Origin of the sequence: Lentzea jiangxiensis, assembly GCF_900104175.1 — a bacterium.
Lineage (GTDB): Bacteria > Actinomycetota > Actinomycetes > Mycobacteriales > Pseudonocardiaceae > Lentzea > Lentzea jiangxiensis.
The window spans coordinates 318,792-336,574 of sequence record NZ_FNIX01000001.1 but is presented as its reverse complement, the minus strand read 5'-3'; the positions used below and the strand labels follow the sequence as shown (position 1 = coordinate 336,574).

The 17,783-nt window shown below is 71.3% G+C and carries 14 protein-coding genes; 3 read left to right on the top strand and 11 right to left on the bottom strand.

All coding sequences use genetic code 11. The features are described from left to right. Positions 1 to 27: 27 nt before the first annotated feature. Both BLQ91_RS01785 and BLQ91_RS01780 read right to left on the bottom strand, forming a co-directional pair. The gene (locus tag BLQ91_RS01785; protein ID WP_245732972.1) at positions 28 to 1,530 is read right to left on the bottom strand and encodes a DNA polymerase Y family protein; all 1,503 of its coding nucleotides are present in this window, start codon (positions 1,528 to 1,530) and stop codon (positions 28 to 30) included. After that, on the bottom strand, positions 1,527 to 2,270 hold the full coding sequence (locus tag BLQ91_RS01780; protein ID WP_176959525.1) for a hypothetical protein: 744 nt from the start codon (positions 2,268 to 2,270) through the stop codon (positions 1,527 to 1,529). Before BLQ91_RS01780 ends, BLQ91_RS01785 begins: the two co-directional genes overlap by 4 nt. A gap of 365 nt (positions 2,271 to 2,635) precedes the next feature. Here BLQ91_RS01780 and BLQ91_RS01775 point away from each other — a divergent pair, with 365 nt between their 5' ends. Further along, a complete protein-coding gene (locus BLQ91_RS01775) occupies positions 2,636 to 3,244 on the top strand; it encodes a hypothetical protein (protein WP_090094789.1) in 609 nt (202 codons plus the stop codon). A gap of 52 nt (positions 3,245 to 3,296) precedes the next feature. Here BLQ91_RS01775 and purH read toward each other — a convergent pair whose 3' ends face one another. The 7 genes from purH to BLQ91_RS40975 all read right to left on the bottom strand — a co-directional run bounded on the left by purH (position 3,297) and on the right by BLQ91_RS40975 (position 12,089). After that, positions 3,297 to 4,868: a bifunctional phosphoribosylaminoimidazolecarboxamide formyltransferase/IMP cyclohydrolase gene (gene purH / locus BLQ91_RS01770; protein ID WP_090094788.1), complete on the bottom strand. Its 1,572-nt coding sequence runs from the start codon at positions 4,866 to 4,868 to the stop codon at positions 3,297 to 3,299. Next, complete coding sequence (purN, locus tag BLQ91_RS01765; protein ID WP_090094787.1) at positions 4,865 to 5,482, bottom strand: phosphoribosylglycinamide formyltransferase; 618 nt, start codon at positions 5,480 to 5,482, stop codon at positions 4,865 to 4,867. The genes purH and purN overlap by 4 nt, the downstream gene beginning before the upstream one ends. A 45-nt stretch (positions 5,483 to 5,527) precedes the next feature. After that, entirely contained in the window at positions 5,528 to 7,105 is a 1,578-nt protein-coding gene (locus BLQ91_RS01760) for a cell division protein PerM (RefSeq protein ID WP_090094786.1), read from the bottom strand. Between the two features lie 129 nt (positions 7,106 to 7,234). Beyond that, a complete protein-coding gene (locus BLQ91_RS01755) occupies positions 7,235 to 7,951 on the bottom strand; it encodes a DUF5336 domain-containing protein (protein ID WP_090094785.1) in 717 nt (238 codons plus the stop codon). Positions 7,952 to 8,143: 192 nt separating this feature from the next. Further along, on the bottom strand, positions 8,144 to 9,031 hold the full coding sequence (sucD, locus tag BLQ91_RS01750; protein WP_090094784.1) for a succinate--CoA ligase subunit alpha: 888 nt from the start codon (positions 9,029 to 9,031) through the stop codon (positions 8,144 to 8,146). Between the two features lie 5 nt (positions 9,032 to 9,036). Continuing rightward, positions 9,037 to 10,203 (bottom strand): ADP-forming succinate--CoA ligase subunit beta, encoded by a 1,167-nt coding sequence (gene sucC / locus BLQ91_RS01745; protein WP_090094783.1) that lies wholly within the window; start codon positions 10,201 to 10,203, stop codon positions 9,037 to 9,039. Positions 10,204 to 10,409: 206 nt separating this feature from the next. Continuing rightward, positions 10,410 to 12,089, bottom strand: a complete 1,680-nt coding sequence (locus tag BLQ91_RS40975) for a hypothetical protein (RefSeq protein WP_090094782.1) — start codon at positions 12,087 to 12,089, stop codon at positions 10,410 to 10,412. A 134-nt stretch (positions 12,090 to 12,223) separates the two neighbouring features. On the opposite strand from BLQ91_RS40975, the gene BLQ91_RS01735 reads away from it, so the two are divergent. Together BLQ91_RS01735 and BLQ91_RS01730 are read left to right on the top strand one after the other, a co-directional pair. Continuing rightward, on the top strand, positions 12,224 to 13,204 hold the full coding sequence (locus tag BLQ91_RS01735; protein ID WP_245732970.1) for an esterase/lipase family protein: 981 nt from the start codon (positions 12,224 to 12,226) through the stop codon (positions 13,202 to 13,204). Between the two features lie 208 nt (positions 13,205 to 13,412). Then, positions 13,413 to 14,201 (top strand): M23 family metallopeptidase, encoded by a 789-nt coding sequence (locus BLQ91_RS01730; protein WP_090094781.1) that lies wholly within the window; start codon positions 13,413 to 13,415, stop codon positions 14,199 to 14,201. Between the two features lie 343 nt (positions 14,202 to 14,544). Here the strand turns inward: BLQ91_RS01730 and BLQ91_RS01725 are convergent, their stop codons facing one another. Further along, positions 14,545 to 14,781 carry a hypothetical protein gene (locus BLQ91_RS01725; RefSeq protein WP_090094780.1) on the bottom strand — a complete coding sequence of 79 codons (237 nt, stop codon included), beginning with the start codon at positions 14,779 to 14,781 and terminating at the stop codon, positions 14,545 to 14,547. A 664-nt stretch (positions 14,782 to 15,445) separates the two neighbouring features. Next, the gene (gene pcrA / locus BLQ91_RS01720) at positions 15,446 to 17,752 is read right to left on the bottom strand and encodes a DNA helicase PcrA (protein WP_090094779.1); all 2,307 of its coding nucleotides are present in this window, start codon (positions 17,750 to 17,752) and stop codon (positions 15,446 to 15,448) included. Between the last annotated feature and the right edge of the window lie 31 nt (positions 17,753 to 17,783).

Here is a 17,783-nt window from a genome sequence, read left to right as displayed (position 1 = left end):
CCACCAGGTCCCAGTACTCGTCCTGCATCAGTCGTACACCCCTTCCAGGAACCACCTCTGGTCCCTGCGGACCAGCAGGAACGCCTGCTCGTTCGTCTGCACCTGCACGCGCGCGGCCCGGTGCGGGTCCGGCGCCCACCACCGCTCGTCGACCGGCCACGGCCCCGCCCACGCCGTGATCTCCCGCGCCCGGCCCCTGACGACCAGCTTCTTCGGCCGCGCGGTGAGCTCGAGCCGGCCGGTCACACCGACGTCGACGCCGTTCTCGTCCTCCAGCTCGGCCGGGTCGTCGGCGAGCGTCGCGGGCGACCTGGTGAGCCGGCCTGGCCACGGGTGGTCCGGGTTCCTGACCGGGGTGCGTTCGTCGCCCCACGGCACGAGCCTCACCCGCTCCTTCGGCCCGCGGCCGCCGTCGAGCACCGGGGTGAGCACGCCGTCCGGTCCGAGCAGGCCCTGGACGTGCAGCAACGCCCGCACCGCGCGTTCGTCGTCGTGGCCCCACAACCCGAGCTGCAACGCGGTGCCGTCGACGACCTCGGCCGGTTCGAGGGTGAGCGTCCTGATGCCCGACGTGAGGCGTTCGCGGGTCAGCCAGCCGTCGAGCTGCCAGCGCACCCGGTCCGCGATCCCCCTGGGCGTCAACGGTTCCGCGGCCCGCCACACCCGGTGCAGCTCCTCGCCGTTCTCGGTGCGGGCGTGGATGCCGAGCCGCGTGCAGGCGAGACCGCGGGCGGAGAGGTTCTCGTGCAGCCGTTCCGACAGCACCTTCGCGGCGAACGCGGCCGAGTCGATGCGCCCGACCGGCTCGTCGAAGGTTTCCGCGACGGCGAGCTCGGGCGCGGGCCTGCGCTTGTCGAGCGGCCGTTCCGGCAGTCCCCTGGCGAGGCGGTGCTGTCTCGTCGCCGGACCGCCGAACCGCGTCGTCACGGACTTCTCCGGGATCTCGGCGAACGCGCCGAGCGTCTTCAGGCCGAGCCTCCTGAGCAGGTCGACCAGTTCGGGCGCGTCGAGCTCGTGCACACCGAGCGGTCCCAGGAACTCCGCGGTCCGGCCCTGCGGCACGACCACGCCGCGGTGCGCGGCTTTCGTCGCCGCGAACAGGCTGTCGGCCAGCCCCACCTGGACCTCGGTGCCGGTCCGCGCCGCGACGTGGTCGACGATGCATTCGGCCACCTGCTCCGCGGACCCGAAGTAGGTGACCGGGCCCTGCGCCGGCACCGCGACCAGCCCCGGCTGCACCACCTCGACGCCGGGGGCGAGCTCCTCGACGGCCTCCGCGACCGGCTCGAAGTACCGCGCGTCGCGCTGCGGGTCGTGCTCGAACGTGACGAGCTCCGGGCACACCGCCTGGGCCGCGCGTTTGCGCATGGCCCGGCGGATGCCCTCCCTGCGCGCCACGGCCGAGGCGGACACGACCTCGTTGCCGTCGACGACCGCCACCGGCACGTGCGCAGCGGTGCCGGTGGCGGTGCAGGCGGCGACGACGGGCCAGTCGGGACTCCAGACCGCGATCAGACGGGTGTCCTTCACGCGGGACGGCCCCAGGTTGTAGCCCGCCTGGTGGCCAGTTCGTCGGCCCGGTCCGGACCGGCATCAGCCGGCTCGTCGGATCCGGCCGGTCCACCGGCCACCAGCGGGAGCTCGATTTCCTCCGCACCGAAGGACAGCAGTACGCGCCGTGGCTCGCCCGCCGAGCCGCGGCCACCGCTGCGCACGCTGATCTCCTGACGCCGCAACGTCTCCGCGCCGTCGTCGAGAGAGTTCCAGCGCACGGACTCCGCTGTCAGCTCCACGTCCGCCGAGGGCCAGGGCCCGAAGGCGATGAGCACGGCCCGGCGTTGTCTCGCGCGGGCCGTGAGGCGCCGGGCGAGGGAGGGAGGCAGTGGGCAGGCGACGGCCACCAGGTCGATGCCGTCCAGCAGGGCCGCGATCACCGGACCGGGGTCGGAGCCGGGCTGCGGGACCAGTGCCAGCCGTTGCACCGAGACACCCAGTTCGGCCGCGGCCAGCACCCCCACCCCGGGCAGACCGACCACGGCGGCCCAGCGGCCGTCCGCGGTCGCGTCCGCGAGCAGGGCGAGCAGCAACGATGTCGATCCGCCCACCGACACCGTGCTGCCCCGCCGCAAGCCGCCCCACGGCAGCAGGCCCGCCAGTTCCCCGCGAACCGGCAGCACCCGCCCCGTGGCTTGGTCGGTGGTGGTGCTGGTCAGCTCGCTGGCCGGGTTCACCCCGAGCGCGGCCAACGACGCCGTTGCCGACCTGGACACTTCCACCCACCTCCCGTCTCCGGCCGTGCGCACCCCTGTGCACGGCCGCCGCGGGAAGTTCGGCGACTTGCTTATTCGAACTCTTGTTCGAACGATGCCATGATCGTAGCGCGTGGACGCACCCTGGTGTCAATGCCGGAGCCTCACCCTTTTGGTGGACACGGCCACACACGTCCGGGCTGTCCTCTACCGTGGCCCGAACAGGACCTGGAACTGGGGAAACCGTGAACCAACCACCTCCGCACGGCTGGCACCGGCAGCCACCGCCGCCTCCAGCGCAGGGCTGGCAGCCACAGCAGCAGCAGGGCTGGCAGCCGCAGCCGGGCCACCCGCACCAGCCCGGCTGGGGTCCACCGCGACCACCCGTGAAGAGCAAAGCACCGCTGGTCGTCGGAATTCTCTTCGGCGTGCTGGTGCTCGGCGGCGCCGTCACCGCGCTGGTGGTCCACCTCAACGTCAACGGGAGCAGCGGCAGCCCCAAACGCGCAGACAAGCTGCCTGCGGCGTGCGGCACCGTCTCCGAGGCCGCGCTGGCCAAGGCGCGCACGACGAACCCGAACGGCCTCGCCTCGCGCGAGTCGAAGCTGGCGAGGGGCACGCACACGACCTGCGGGTGGAACCAGACCAAGGGCGTCGACGGCTCGGGCCAGCGCAGCACCACGGTCTTCGTCTCCCGGGGGCAGGAGGACGCGGAGAGCGAGTTCGACCGGATCGTCGGGCAGAACATGGCCAACACCCAGAGCAGCCCGCGGCAGAAGCCGCTGGAAGGACTCGGGGACGAGGCCGCGGCGGTGCTGGCGGAGACGAACTCGGCGTTCACCGAGCTCTCGGTCGTCGTGCGCAAGGGCGACACCGTCGCGGAGGTCGACATCTCCGGCTGGGACGCGGGTCTGTTCACCAACAGCAAACCCGACCCGGCGGAGCTCGAGGCTGCCGCGAAGGGCATCGCCGAAGAGCTGGTCGCGAAGCTGTAGCGACGCGAAGGGGCCGCCTCCACCAGGAGGCGGCCCCTTCGCGTCGAGAAGATCAGTGGGCGAAGTGCCGCGTACCCGTCAGGTACAGCGTGACGCCCGCCTCCTCGGCCTTCGCGATCACCTCGGGGTCGCGCACCGAACCACCGGGCTGCACGACCGCGCGCACGCCGGCCTCCAGCAGCACTTCGAGGCCGTCCGGGAACGGGAAGAACGCGTCGGACGCGCCGACCGCGCCCTCGGCCCGCTTACCGGCGCGCTTCACCGCGAGGTGCGACGAGTCGACCCGGTTGACCTGGCCCATGCCGACGCCGACGGTGGCACCGTCGTTCGCCAGCAGGATCGCGTTCGACTTCACCGCGCGGATGGCGCGCCAGGCGAACTCGAGGTCCGCCAGCGTCTTCTCGTCCGCGGGCTTGCCGGCCGCCAGCGTCCAGTTCTCCGGCGAGTCACCGGAGGCGTCGACGGCGTCGCGCTGCTGCAGCAGCAGGCCGCCGGACACCGGGCGCATCTCGGCGCCACCGCGCGCCGGGGGCTCGGCCACGAGGAGGCGCACGTTCTTCTTGCGCTGCAACACCTCGACCGCACCGTCCTCGTAGGACGGAGCGATGACGACCTCGGTGAAGATCTCCGAGACGAACTCGGCCATCTCGACGGTGACCTCGCGGTTCGCCGCGATGACGCCGCCGAACGCGCTGAGCGGGTCGCACTCGTGCGCCTTGCGGTGCGCGTCCGCGATGCTCAGCTCGGACACCGCGATGCCGCACGGGTTGGCGTGCTTGATGATCGCGACGCACGGCAGCTCGTGGTCCCACGCGGCACGCCACGCGGCGTCGCCGTCGAGGTAGTTGTTGTACGACATCTCCTTGCCGTGCAACTGCTTCGCCGACGCCAGGCCCACGCGGCCGTCGCCCTGCGTGTAGATCGCGGCGCTCTGGTGCGGGTTCTCGCCGTAGCGCAGCACGTTCGAGCGGTTCCAGGTCGCGCCGACCCAGCCGGGGAAGCCGCTGCCCTCGTCGTCCGGCGCCAGCTCGGTGCCGATCCAGGACGCCACGGCCACGTCGTAGGTCGCGGTGTGCCGGAACGCGTCCGCGGCCAGCTTCTGCCGGTCGGCCAGGGTGAAGCCACCCTCGCGGACGTTCTCCAGCACCCACCCGTAGCGGGAGGGGTCGACGACGACGGCGACGTTGGCGTGGTTCTTCGCCGAGGCGCGGACCATCGCGGGGCCGCCGATGTCGATCTGCTCGACGCACTCGTCGGGGCTCGCGCCGGACGCGACGGTCTGCGTGAACGGGTACAGGTTCACGACCAGCAGGTCGAACGGCGCGATGTCCATCTCACGCAACTGCTCGACGTGCGAGTCCTTGCGCAGGTCCGCGAGCAGACCGGCGTGCACGCGCGGGTGCAGCGTCTTGACGCGGCCGTCGAGGCACTCGGGGAACCCGGTGACCTGCTCGACCGGCGTCACGGGGACGCCCGCGTCGGCCAGCACCTTCGCGGTGCCGCCGGTGGAGACGACCTCGACTCCGGCCGCGTGCAGGCCGGTGGCCAGTTCCAGCAGGCCGGCCTTGTCGGAGACCCCGATCAGGGCCCGGCGGACCGGTCGCCTCTCGGCAGGAGTGCTCACGGAATGCTCACCTTTCGTCCGTTCACGGTGCAGCCCTCGCGGGCGAGTCGGCCGACTGTCTCGACGAGCAGCCGGCGTTCGACGACCTTGATGCGTTCGTGCAGGGTCTCCTCGGTGTCGCCGGGTTCGACGGCGACTGCCTCCTGCGCGAGGATCGGCCCGGTGTCGACGCCCGCGTCGACCAGGTGCACCGTCGAGCCGGTGACGTGCACGCCGTAGGCCAGGGCGTCCCGCACGCCGTGCGCGCCGGGGAAGGCCGGCAGCAGCGCGGGGTGGGTGTTGATCATCCGGCCGCCGAAGCGGGCGAGGAACTGCTCGCCGATGATCTTCATGAAGCCGGCGGACACGACCAGGTCGGGCTCGTGCGACGCGACGGCCTCGGTGAGGGCGGCGTCCCAGGCCGTGCGGTCGGCGTGGTCGCGCAGCTTCACGACGAAGTGCGGCACCCCGGCGCGTTCGGCGCGCTCGAGGCCCTCGATGTTCTCGCGGTCGGCGCCGACGGCCACCACCTCGATCGGGAGGTCGGCGTCCAGCAGGGCCTGCATGAGGGTTCCGGAACCGGAGACGAGTACGACGACGCGCGCCGGTGTGGGAAGCCGAAGTTCGGTGCTCAGCGTCTACTCCTGGTCGTTGCAGCAGCTCAGGAGCAGCCTAGGACGTCACCGTCCGGCCTTGCCGTCCAGGTCCTCCTCCGGCTCCATGCCCAGCACCTCGTCGAACTCCGCGTCGAGGTCCTCCTCGTCACCCGCGGGTTCCCCGTCGTCTTGTCCGGCCTCGTCGTCGAGGGGCTCTTCCTCTTCGCCGGCACCGTTTTCGAGCTCCTCGTCGGTGAAGTCCCCGGCCGCGTCCACTTCGCCGTCGTAGTCGTCGTACTCGTCCTCGTCGTAGTAGTCGTCGGCGTCGAGGTCCTCCTCGACCTCGAACTCGTCGGCGTCCACGACCTCGAGCTGCTCGAACTGGTCGGTGAGCTCGTCGTCCTCGAACACGACGTCCTGGTCGGCGGCTTCGGCGTCCTCGTCGTGGTCCGGCTCGACGAACTCGGCGCCGCTCACCGCCACCGCGGCCTTCGCGCGGGTGCCGGCGAGCCACGCGACCAGCGCGCCCGGCACGAGCACCCACAGCGCCACCAGCAGTCCGAGCAGACCGGCCGGCACCGTCACGGGGTCGAACGCGCCACCCGCGAGCCGTCCGCCGGCCGTGGCGGCGAGCACGAGGCTGCCGACTCCGGCCGTGACCGCGGCGACCAGCACCGCGCGCAACCGCGAGGCCGGCCGGTCGGACACCTTGCGGCAGGTCCAGCCGACGAGCACGCCGATCACGGCGGCGCCCAGGAGCACGACGGGAGTCCACACGTGCGCGTTCTCCGGCATCGCCGCCAGCAGCGGCACCGGCGGGACCGGGCCGCCGACGAACCGCGTCGGCGACACCTCGACCCCGCCCAGCGAGAACCCGGCACCCGCGACGTAGGAGAACCCGGCGATGATCGCGTTCGGCAGGTAGCCGAGGCACAGCAGCCACACGCCGAGACCGACGCCGACCGACTGACCGGCCTCGGCGAAGAGCCCGCTGGTCGTCGGCCAGGAGACGGCGAGCCCGGCCGCCACCGCCAGCGACCCGACGCCGACCAGTGCGAACAACGCCATGAACCCGGCGCGCAAGCCGTGCAGCGCCACCGGGTCGAGCTTGTCGAACACCATCTCGACCAGGCCGCAGCGGCGGGCCACGCCGATCGTGGCGGCGAGACCCGAGACGGCGGCGCAGCCGAAGAACGCGACGGCCGGGGTGGCGCGCACGACGCCGTCACCCATGACCAGCGCGATCGCGCCGCCCACCACGGCGTGCGAGCCGGCGATGCTGAGCACGACAGCGCGCGCCTGCAGCGGCTCGTAGAGCCCGAGGCGGTCGGCGGTGCCCGCGGCGGTGCGGCCGACCAGCAGCATCAGCAGCGCGGTGGGCAGCAGCGGCAGGACTCCGAACTGGCCCGAGTCGAAGCGCAGCGGCACGTGGTGCGCCGCCAGCCACGCGGGAGCGGCGGCGCTGAGCACGCCGGAGGTCGAGAACTCGGCGTACGCGGCCGTCGCGGAGACCAGCGCGAGGACCGCGGCCACCGCGGCGTACCCGACGACCACCGACCCGACCGCGGCGGCGACGAGCACGCGCACGCGTTCGGACCGCGAGAACTCCGGTGGGCGCACGGTGTTGACCTCGCGGGTCACGTCGCGTTGCAGCACGGGCATTTCCCCACTGTGTCAGGCGGGCTGAGCCGTTCGGGGCAGGCACGCCGGGGTATGCGACAGGGGTGGCACCGGAGATCCGGCACCACCCCTGAAGGAGATCACTACAGCGGACGAACGGTGTGCGGACCCTTACTGCTGCGGTCCGCCGAAGCCACCGGGCGGCGTGCCCGGCGAACCGAACTGGCCCGGCTGCGGCATGAAGCTGGTCTGCTGCGGCGGCTGGCCCGGCTGCTGCGCGGGCTGCTGCGGCTGCTGACCGAACTGCTGCTGGCCGAACTGCTGCGGCGCCTGCTGGGGCGCGGCGTGCTGCTGCTGCTGCTGCTGGTGCTGCTGCGGGAACGCGCCGGACTGCGGGTTCCAGCCACCGGGCTGGCCCTGCGGCTGCTGCGGGTGACCGGCGTACGGGTTCGCGGGCTTCGGCTCGAACTTCACGATGCCCTCGGCGAGCAGGAAGGCGAGCACGATGGCCGCCGTCTCCAGCAACGCCACGATGAGCAGCACGATGTCGAGGCCCTGCACGGACGGCGACTTGATGATGCCCTGCAACTGCAGCATCGTCTGGACGGCCGCGAGGACCGCGGCGACCGGGATGAAGCCCTTCGGGACGTTCGGCAGGACCGAGAGCCCCGCGAGCAGACCGGCGGCGATCAGGTACGTCACGTTGCCGCTGACGTCATCCGCGAACGCGACGAGGTACGCGACCAGGCCGAGGCCGGCCGCGACCAGCGGGAGGATCAGACCCAGGTTGATGTTGTTGGCGCCGGGGACGCCAGGGGCCTGATGAGGTGCCTGGTGCTGTGCCGGACCCGGCGGCTGCTGCTGGGGTGCGCCGTAAGGCACGGACATGTCGAGGTCTCCTCCTCCAACCGAGTGATTCTCAAGACGCTAGCAGTGATCGTCGCCGCTCCTGCGGAGGCGGTTGCGGATTCGTGCCAGCTGCTCAGACGGTGGACCGATCGGCTCGGTTCCGCCACATGAGCGAGGGCCGGACTCCGAAAGTACTCGGAATCCGGCCCCGGGGTGCCCGAACTGTGCGGATCAGAGAGCGTTCATGATCTCGCGCATCAGAGCGGCGGTCTCGGACGGCGTCTTGCCGACCTTGACGCCGGCGGCCTCGAGGGCCTCCTTCTTCGCCTGCGCGGTGCCCGCCGAGCCGGAGACGATGGCACCGGCGTGGCCCATGGTCTTGCCCTCGGGGGCGGTGAAGCCCGCGACGTAGCCGACGACCGGCTTGGTCACGTTCTCCTTGATGTACGCGGCCGCGCGCTCCTCGGCGTCGCCACCGATCTCACCGATCATCACGATCGCGACGGTGTCCTCGTCGGCCTCGAAGGCCTCCAGGGCGTCGATGTGCGTGGTGCCGATGATCGGGTCGCCACCGATGCCGATCGCGGTGGAGAAGCCGAAGTCCCGCAGCTCGTGCATCATCTGGTAGGTCAGCGTGCCGGACTTCGACACCAGACCGATCTTGCCGGAGCCCGCGATGTTCGCGGGGATGATGCCGGCGTTCGACTTGCCGGGGCTGATGATGCCGGGGCAGTTCGGGCCGATGATGCGGGTCTTGTTGCCCGTCGCGACGGCGTGCGCCCAGAAGTAGGCGGTGTCGTGCACCGGGATGCCCTCGGTGATGACGACGGCCAGCTCGATCTCGGCGTCGATGGCCTCGACCACGGCGGCCTTGGAGAAGGCCGGCGGGACGAAGATCACGGTCACGTTCGCGCCGGTGGCCTCCATGGCCTCCTTGACGGTGCCGAAGACCGGGAGGACGGTGCCGTCGAAGTCGACCTTCTCGCCCGCCTTGCGCGGGTTCACGCCACCGACGATGTTCGTGCCGGACGCGAGCATGCGCTTGGTGTGCTTGGTGCCCTCGGCACCGGTCATGCCCTGGACGATGACCTTGCTGTTCTCGTTGAGGAAGATAGCCATCGTTCTCAGACCCCCGCAGCCGCGAGCTCGGCGGCCTTGGCGGCCGCGTTGTCCATCGTGTCGACAACGGTCACCAGCGGGTGGTTGGCCTCGGCGAGGATCGCGCGGCCCTCCTCCACGTTGTTGCCGTCGAGGCGGACGACGAGCGGCTTGGTGGCCGAGTCGCCGAGGATCTCCAGCGCCTTCACGATGCCGTTGGCCACGGCGTCGCACGCGGTGATGCCGCCGAAGACGTTGACGAAGACCGAGCGGACGGCCTCGTCACCGAGGATGACGTCCAGGCCGTTGGCCATGACCTCGGCCGACGCGCCGCCACCGATGTCGAGGAAGTTCGCGGGCTTCACGCCGTACTGCTCACCGGCGTACGCCACGACGTCCAGAGTGGACATCACGAGACCGGCACCGTTGCCGATGATGCCCACCTCGCCGTCGAGCTTGACGTAGTTGAGGCCCTTCTCCTTGGCCTTCGCCTCGAGGGGGTTCTCAGCCTGCTTGTCGACCAGCTCGGCGTGGGCCGGGTGGCGGAAGTCGGCGTTCTCGTCCAGCGTGACCTTGCCGTCGAGGGCGACGACCTTGCCCTCGGGGTCGCGGACCAGCGGGTTGACCTCGACGAGCGTGGCGTCCTCCGCGACGAAGGTCTCCCACAGCTTGACGATGACGTCGACGACCTGGTCCTTGACCTCGGCCGGGAAGTTCGCCGCGTCGGCGATCTCGGTGGCCTTGGCCTGGTCGACACCCTTGATGGCGTCGATGTGGATCTTCGCGAGGGCCTCGGGCTTGGTGGCCGCGACCTCCTCGATGTCCATGCCGCCCTCGACGCTCGCCATCGCGAGGAAGGTGCGGTTGGCGCGGTCGAGGAGGAAGGAGAAGTAGTACTCCTCCGCGATGTCGGAGGCGGGCGTCACCAGCACGCGGTGAACGATGTGCCCCTTGATGTCGAGGCCGAGGATGGCCTTGGCCTTCTCCTCGGTCTCCTCGGCGGTGGAAGCGAGCTTCACACCACCGGCCTTGCCGCGGCCACCGGTCTTCACCTGGGCCTTGACGACGACGGCTTGGCCGAACTTCGCGGCGATGGCCTTGGCGTCGGCGGGGTTGGTAGCCACATCGCCCGGCAGTACCGGGACGCCGTGGGCGGCGAAGAGATCCTTCGCCTGGTACTCGTACAGGTCCACTCGGGTCTCCTGCGACGTCGGTGTCGGAACACCGCGCCTGGGTGGTCCTCAAGGGGCCGTGCGAACCCACTTGACGCGGCTGGGGCCAGACACTATCGAGCTGCAGGTACCGCCCGCACGCCACCACCGGTGAGGTCGGTCTCAACGGCGGTGAGGTCGATCACGCGTGCGCGCGTCAGAAGGCGGCTCACGTCTGGCGGCCGTTTTCAGCGGCTCCCGCGAGCGCCCATCAAGCCCGCCGCGAGCACCAGAGCCGCGACCGAAGCCAGCGCGAGCCACGTCCCGGGCGCCGCGACGGCGTTCTCGACCCTGTCCCCCGTCAGCGGGTGTTCGAGCGCCCGCACGCCGGCCAGGACCGCGAACCCCGCGAGGACCGCGGCACCGCGAGCGGGCCTCGACCTGTTCACCAGCACGAGGTTGATGATCAGTGCGGTGAGGGAGATCAGCAGCGTCCAGGAGACCGCGGGGTCGGTGCCGGGCAGCAGGCCCGGCGACTCGAACCCGTCGCCGCGCGTGGTCGGCAGCGCGAAGGCGCCCACCGCGAACAGCCCGGCGAGCAGCACGGCGCCCAGCTCGGCCACCGGCATCTGCTCCCGCCCGGTCTCCCCGGTGTTCTCCCGCTCGATCGCGGCCGCGATCCCCGTGCAGACCAGGGCCAGCAGGCCGAGCGGCAGTTCGACGACCATCAGCCAGAAGCCCGCGCCGGGCTGCGCGACGCCCGCCTGACTCGCCGCCAGCACGGACTCCGTGCTGCCCGCCGCCGCGAGCTGCACGGCGAAGAACACACCGACGAGCGCCGGACGCACCGCAGGAGCGGCGGAGGGCACGAACAGGAGGAGACCGACCACGCCGAGGGCCAGGCCGGCCACCCACAGCAGGTTCGCGGCCGCCAGGCCGGGTGCCGGGCCGCCCGTGGTGAGCGTGAGCTGCGGGAGGAGGGCGCCCGCCAGCACCGCCACCGCGGCGGCGACGGCGAAGGCCCCCGCGATGACGTGCATGCGCCGCAGGGACGGCAGGGCGGGGTCGCGCACCTCGTCGCGCTCGCCGCGGGCCAGCCGCAGGGCGCGGACGTGCAGAGGGGCGCCGAGCAGGACGACCGCGGCGACCAGCGCGGTCACCGGTCCCGGGCTGACGCCGAGCCCCGGAGCCAGCGTGCCGGCCACGAGTCCCGGCACCACGACGGCGAGCACGGCCAGCGTCACGCCGATGCAGCCGCCCTGGCGGGCGTCCGGGTCGGGCGAGGTGGCCGAGAGAGCGGTGGCCAGCGGGACGGCGATCGCGACCAGCAGGCCGCCGACCAGTCCCAGGACGGGCAGCTCCCACGGGCCGCGGTCGAGCTGGAAGGCGTCGGTCGAGGTGAAGGGCTTGCCCAGCAGCCCGATGGCGGCCACCGAGGCGATCAGCACCGGCAGGCCCACCAGGGTCGGGGGCTCCGTCTCGTCCGCGGGCAGACCGGCGCGCCCGGCCGCGAGCGCTCCACCGGCGATCACCAGCACGTGCCCGGCCACCAGCACCCAGACGCCGGCGGCGGGCGTGACCGCGAGCAGCGTCGTCGGCCGGAAGAGCTCGGGGCGCGCCACGTCCATCGGCTCGAAGGCGATCAGCAGGTCGCTGAGCAGCCGGCCGACCGCGAACACGCCGGCCGCGGCGATCAGCCCCGCCGCCACGAACGGGCGGCCGCGCATCAGCAGCACCCCCGCGACGACCGGGGGCGACAGCGCCAGCAGGGCGAGCAGCGGCCACGACGTGAAGGCGGGTTCCGCGCCGTCGACCACGCCGAGCAGCGGGCCGAGGGCCAGCAGCAGGGAGCCTGCCGCGGCGAGGGCCCACGAGGTGCGCAGCCTGCCGGCCGCCGGGGTCTGGTTCTCGAGCTCGGTGCGAGTCATCGCGGGCGAACCTAGCAACAGGAGGAGTGGGGTCTCCGTCGCCGTGCGGTCCCACTGAGATGAATTTCGTTCGCATGTGGAAAAGACGTGCCGGGTACCCCTCGGTCGTGACTTCATCACCTACCGTCGCTCACATGGGCGACACCGGCCGGTCGTGGATCACACGTCTGGCTGACGCTGCCCTCGACCGGGCCGGCTGGGGCGTCGACACCGCGCGGGACGTCGCCGAAGAGGTGAAGGTCGCCCTCCGGGCGATGGCCTCGCCCGGAGGCGTGCGCGGGGTCGCGATGGAAGCGGCCTGGTTGACGGCCCGCGCGGTGCTCTACCCGTGGGGTGCCGTCGCCGAACAGCTGCGCCCGGACGGCCCGTACCGGCACTACCGCACCGACGGCCTGCCGCCCCGCCAGCGCGGGCTGGTGGTTTCGGCGATGGACGCGGCGGGCACCCCGATCGTGCTGGTGCACGGCATCGGGGACAACCGCTCCGCCTTCGCGGTGCTGTCGGGGGCGCTGCGAAGGCGGGGCTTCGGGGTGGTGCACGCTGTCAACTACAGCGTGCTGACGGCGTTGACCGGTGACGTCCGCCGTTCGGCCGCCCTGCTCGGCGAGCAGATCGAGCGGATCTGCGAACAAACCGGTTCCGACCAGGTCCACGTCGTCGGCCATTCACTCGGCGGGCTCATCGCCAGGTATTACGTGCAACGGCTGCATGGCGACTCACGCGTTCGCACACTCGTAACACTGGGAACGCCGCACAACGGCACCCTCTCCGCCTATCTGGTGCCGACTCCGCTGACCCGGCAGCTCCGGCCGGGTTCGGAACTGCTGACGGAACTCGCCGAGCCGTGCCGGCCGTGCCGTACGCGGTTCGTCGTCGTCTGGTCCGAGATGGATCAGATCATCGTGCCTCAGCGCAACGCCCGCCTGGAGCACTCCTCGTTGATCGTCGAGGAGCACCAGATACGTGATTCAGGTCACCTTTCTTTGCCGGTTGACACGAGGACTCTTCACGTAGTTGTGACGGCGATCACCCAATCGGATGACTTGTCACCTCACCCCATCGCCGCTGGCGGTGAGGCGTTTCGCGCTCCCGCCAAGACCGACCGTCACAGTTGACAGTTGAAACTTGCTGCTTGCCGCCCATTGGGGGGACATAACGAACTCGGGTTTGCCCTTCGAGGCTCGCCGCCGTTACTGTCCCCCGGTCCGTTGTCACGGTCTGATCACAGAAGGACACCGAGTCAGAACCCCGAATCCTGACTCACCGGGATCCCCCGCCCGGCGTCCACCCCGATCAGGCTCCCCGAAGGCGGAAGGGCAAGCTTTGAGTCACCACCGCTCCCCCGGCGGCCATGAACGCAGTGCTGCGCTTGAAGAGGCAGTCGACCGCGCCTCGACGCGCACCGTCGGCTCCCACCGGCTCCCCCCACCACCGTCGGCGCTGCGCGGACGCATCGTCGTCGCCGCTGTCGCAGTAGGTGCCTTCGCCGCGGCAGGCGCCGGCCAGATCGGCCAGGCTGCCGCCGGCGACAGCACGGACGTGCAGCTCGCGAACCACTCCGACGGCGCCGCCACGTTCGACGGCATGGGCGGCGACACCGCCGCCGCTCCGCAGATCCTCGCGGTCTCCAAGACCACGTCCGAGGGCTCCGCCGAGGCCGCCAAGCTCCTGCGCAGCCAGCAGCTCACCACCGAGCGCGAGGCCGTCGAGGCCGAGAAGAAGCGCCCGAAGTTCTTCCGTCCCGCCGCCGGCGAGTTCACCTCCGGCTACGGCGGCCGCTGGGGCACCATGCACCTCGGCATCGACATCGCCGGCCCGATCGGCACCCCGATCGTCTCCGCCGCGGACGGCGTCGTGATCGAGGCGGGGCCCGCTTCCGGCTTCGGCCTCTGGGTCCGCGTGCAGCACCCCGACGGCACCATCACCGTCTACGGCCACATGGACACCATCGGCGTCCGCGAAGGCCAGCAGGTCAAGGCGGGTCAGCAGATCGCCCGCATGGGCAACCGCGGCTTCTCCACCGGCCCCCACCTGCACTTCGAGGTGTGGAACCCGGACGGCCAGAAGATCAACCCGCTGCCCTGGCTGAACGCGCGCGGCGTGACCGTCTGATCCAGTTGTTCCCGGTACCGGCTCCCTGAAACACGGCTTCAGCCGCGTTGTGAGGCGTCTTCGGCTGCCCGGCCACCTCACGGGGTGGGGTCGGGGTGGTTCGACGGCCTCAGGCGGCTCTCGTGGCTCAGGAGCCACTCCAGCACCGCTGTGGTGCCGCTCCGGTTCGGCTCCAGTGGCGTTCTGGCCGGGTTCAGGTGGTGCTGCGGTTCCGTTCTGGCGGTGTCGGCTCGGGTTGCGCGCCAGTGGCGCGGTTGCGGTCGGGGCTCACTTCCGGGTCAACTTCACGCCGTCGCGCCCTATTTCGCCGATGCCACCATTTCGTCGCGGCGATGCCGGTTCGTTACAGCGCCGAGCGGACGAAGTAAGCCGCGGCCACCCGCCAGACCGAGCACATGTGCCTGCGCCAGCGCGGGCCGCAGGCCTCGCAGGACCCGCTCCCGGTCTGCCTGTGGTGGGTGAGGACGGCCCGCCACGCTTCGGCCAGGATCCTGGCCGCCGGGGAGTCCTGGCGGCATTCCAGCTCGCCGAGAATTGCGAACACACGTTCGTGCAGGGCGCCGGCCAGTACGTGGTCCATCGTGAGCTCTCCCGCCGGGGTCGTGGCCTCATGCGGTTGATGATGCTCCGGGGGTCTGACAATTTCCGGACCCTCGAGGGCCAGCGGCTCGGTTCGCTCGGTCCGCAGCGCCTTCCGCGTCGCTCTCCTGCCGGGTCCCAGCTGCGCTTATGGGGTTGTGCGGCTTGCTTCGGCGTGAGGTGGGGAAAGCTTCGAAAGTCTGGAAGGACAGCGTGGCCGGACCGCTCTCCCGTTCGGTCCGGCCACACCTCGCCGCGAAGTTGGGCCCCCGCCGTCCCTTCGCTCCCCTTGGTCGCACGCTGCCCTTCTGCGCCCCGGACCGCCCCGAACGTTCCGTCGGCTGTGCTGCTTGCGACACCCACATAGACGTACGAGGCCGGCGATCGTTGCGCCGGTTTTCCCGGATTTTTCTCGGTTCATCCGATCGGGGGTCTTGGCTGGTCAGGATGGGTTTTCGGGGCGTGGCGGTTCCGCAAGTCGTCCTCGGCGGGCCCTCCGTGCTGACGCGAGTCCAGAGGTGAGCTGCGCCTGACGCACAACGTGCCGAGCACGGCCCCGCCCACCGAGGCTCGCGACACGGCGAGCAGCCCGCCTGCGGTGTCGCGGCGGCGTTCGGGCCTGGGCGCGACGGCGGGCGGGCTGCCGTGTGGTGTGAGGTGGGGGGTTAAAGCTTGGTCATGGGGACGCTGCCGATCAGCATCAGGCGGACCGTGCCCGAGCCGCCGAAGTCGATCGTGGCCGTGGCCCTCAGGCCCGCGCCGTCCACCGCCACCACCCGGCCGAGGCCGTACTTGTCGTGGGTCACCCGGTCGCCCACCTCCAGCTTCATCGCCGGGGCGTCCTTCCAGCCCGCCTTGCCCGGGGCCGGGCGGGAGAGGCCTCGGGAGGCGATGCCGCCGGAGGCCGAGCGGCCCCAGGTGGTGGCGGCTGCCGGGGCCGAGCGGGAGGGTTCCACCCGGCGCCAGTCGATGAGGTCCTGGGGGATCTCGCCGAGGAAGCGGGAGGCCGGGTTGGCCGAGGGCTGGCCCCACGCCGAGCGGACCAGTGCCCTGGAGAGGTAGAGGCGGCGTTGGGCACGGGTGATGCCCACGTAGGCCAGGCGACGCTCTTCCGCCAGTTCTGCCGGGTCGCCGAGGGCTCGCATGTGCGGGAAGACGCCGTCTTCCCAGCCCGTGCTGAAGACGACCGGGTACTCGAGGCCCTTGGCCGTGTGGATGGTCATCAGGGTGACGACGCCGTCGGACTCGGCGTCCGGGATCGAGTCGGCGTCGGCCACCAGGGAGACGCGTTCCAGGAACGCCGGGAGCGACGGGACCGGTTCCGCGCCTTCCGGGAGCTCCAGCTCGGTGAACTCCCGGGCGACGGTGACCAGTTCGTTGAGGTTCTCGACCCTCGTGTGGTCCTGGGGGTCCTCGCTGGCTTCCAGCTCGGTGCGGTAGCCGGACTTCTCCAGGACGGCTTCGAGGATGTCGGCGACGTCGTCCTCACGGGCGACCATCTCGCCGAGCTCGTCCATCATCTCCACGAAGCCCGCGATGGCGTTGCGGGAGCGCGGGTTCAGCATCGGGACGCGGTCGAGGTCGCGCAGGGCCGCGGCGAAGCTGATGCGCTCGCGTTCGGCGTAGGCGGAGACGCAGGCTTCCGCCCGTTCGCCGATGCCCCGCTTCGGGACGTTCAGGATCCGCCGGAGGGAGACCGTGTCGTCCGGGTTCGCCAGGGTGCGCAGGTAGGCGAGGGCGTCGCGGACCTCGCGGCGCTCGTAGAAGCGGACGCCGCCGACGACCCGGTACGGCAGGCCCAGGCGGATGAAGATCTCCTCGAAGACCCGCGACTGGTTGTTCGTGCGGTAGAAGACGGCGATCTCGGAGTTGTTGACCTCGCCGCCGTCGACCAGGCGGTCGATCTCGTTCGCGACGAACGCCGCCTCGTCGTGCTCGTTGTCGGCGACGTAGCCGACGATCTTCTCGCCCTCGCCGAGGTCGGACCACAGCGACTTGTCGCGGCGGTTCGGGTTGCGGGAGATGACCGCGTTCGCCGCCGTCAGGATGTTCTGCGTGGAGCGGTAGTTCTGCTCCAGCAGGATCGTGGTGGCTTCCGGGTAGTCGCGCTCGAACTCGACGATGTTGCGGATCGTGGCGCCGCGGAAGGCGTAGATGGACTGGTCCGCGTCGCCGACCACGCAGAGCTCGGCCGGGGGGATCTCGCCGCCCGCCTTGCCGACCAGTTCGCGCACCAGCGTGTACTGCGCGTGGTTCGTGTCCTGGTACTCGTCCACCAGGACGTGGCGGAAGCGGCGGCGGTAGTGCTCGGCCACGTCCGGGAACGTCTGCAGGAGCTCGACGGTCCTCATGATGAGGTCGTCGAAGTCGAGCGAGTTCGACTCGTTCAGGCGGCGCTGGTAGACCGCGTAGACCTCGGCCACGCGGCGTTCCAGGTCGTTCGCGGCCTGGGCGGCGGCGGTCTCCGGGTCGACGAGCTCGTTCTTGAGGTTCGAGACGTGCACGGCGAGGGTGCGGGCCGCGTACTTCTTCGGGTCCAGGTCGAGATCGCGCGCCACGAGCGTGATGAGGCGCCGCGTGTCGTCGCTGTCGTAGATCGAGAAGTTCGACGACATGCCCAGGGTCTTCGCCTCGCGGCGCATGACGCGGACGCACATCGAGTGGAACGTCGACACCCACATCGAGCGGGCGCGGGCGCCCACCATGTCGGCGACGCGCTCCTTCATCTCGGCGGCGGCCTTGTTCGTGAACGTGATGGCCATGATCTCGCCGGGGTGCACGTCCCGAGCCGCGAGCAGGTACGCGATCCGCCTGGTCAGGACGCGCGTCTTGCCGGAGCCGGCGCCCGCCACCACGAGCAGGGGTGAGCCGGCGTGCTCCACGGCACGACGCTGCGCGGGGTTCAGGTCGTCGAGCAGGTGGCCCGCGCGGGAAACGGGGGGACTTGAGGGCAAGTCGAACAAGGCGCTCATCGTCCATCCACGGTACCGGGCGGCACCGACG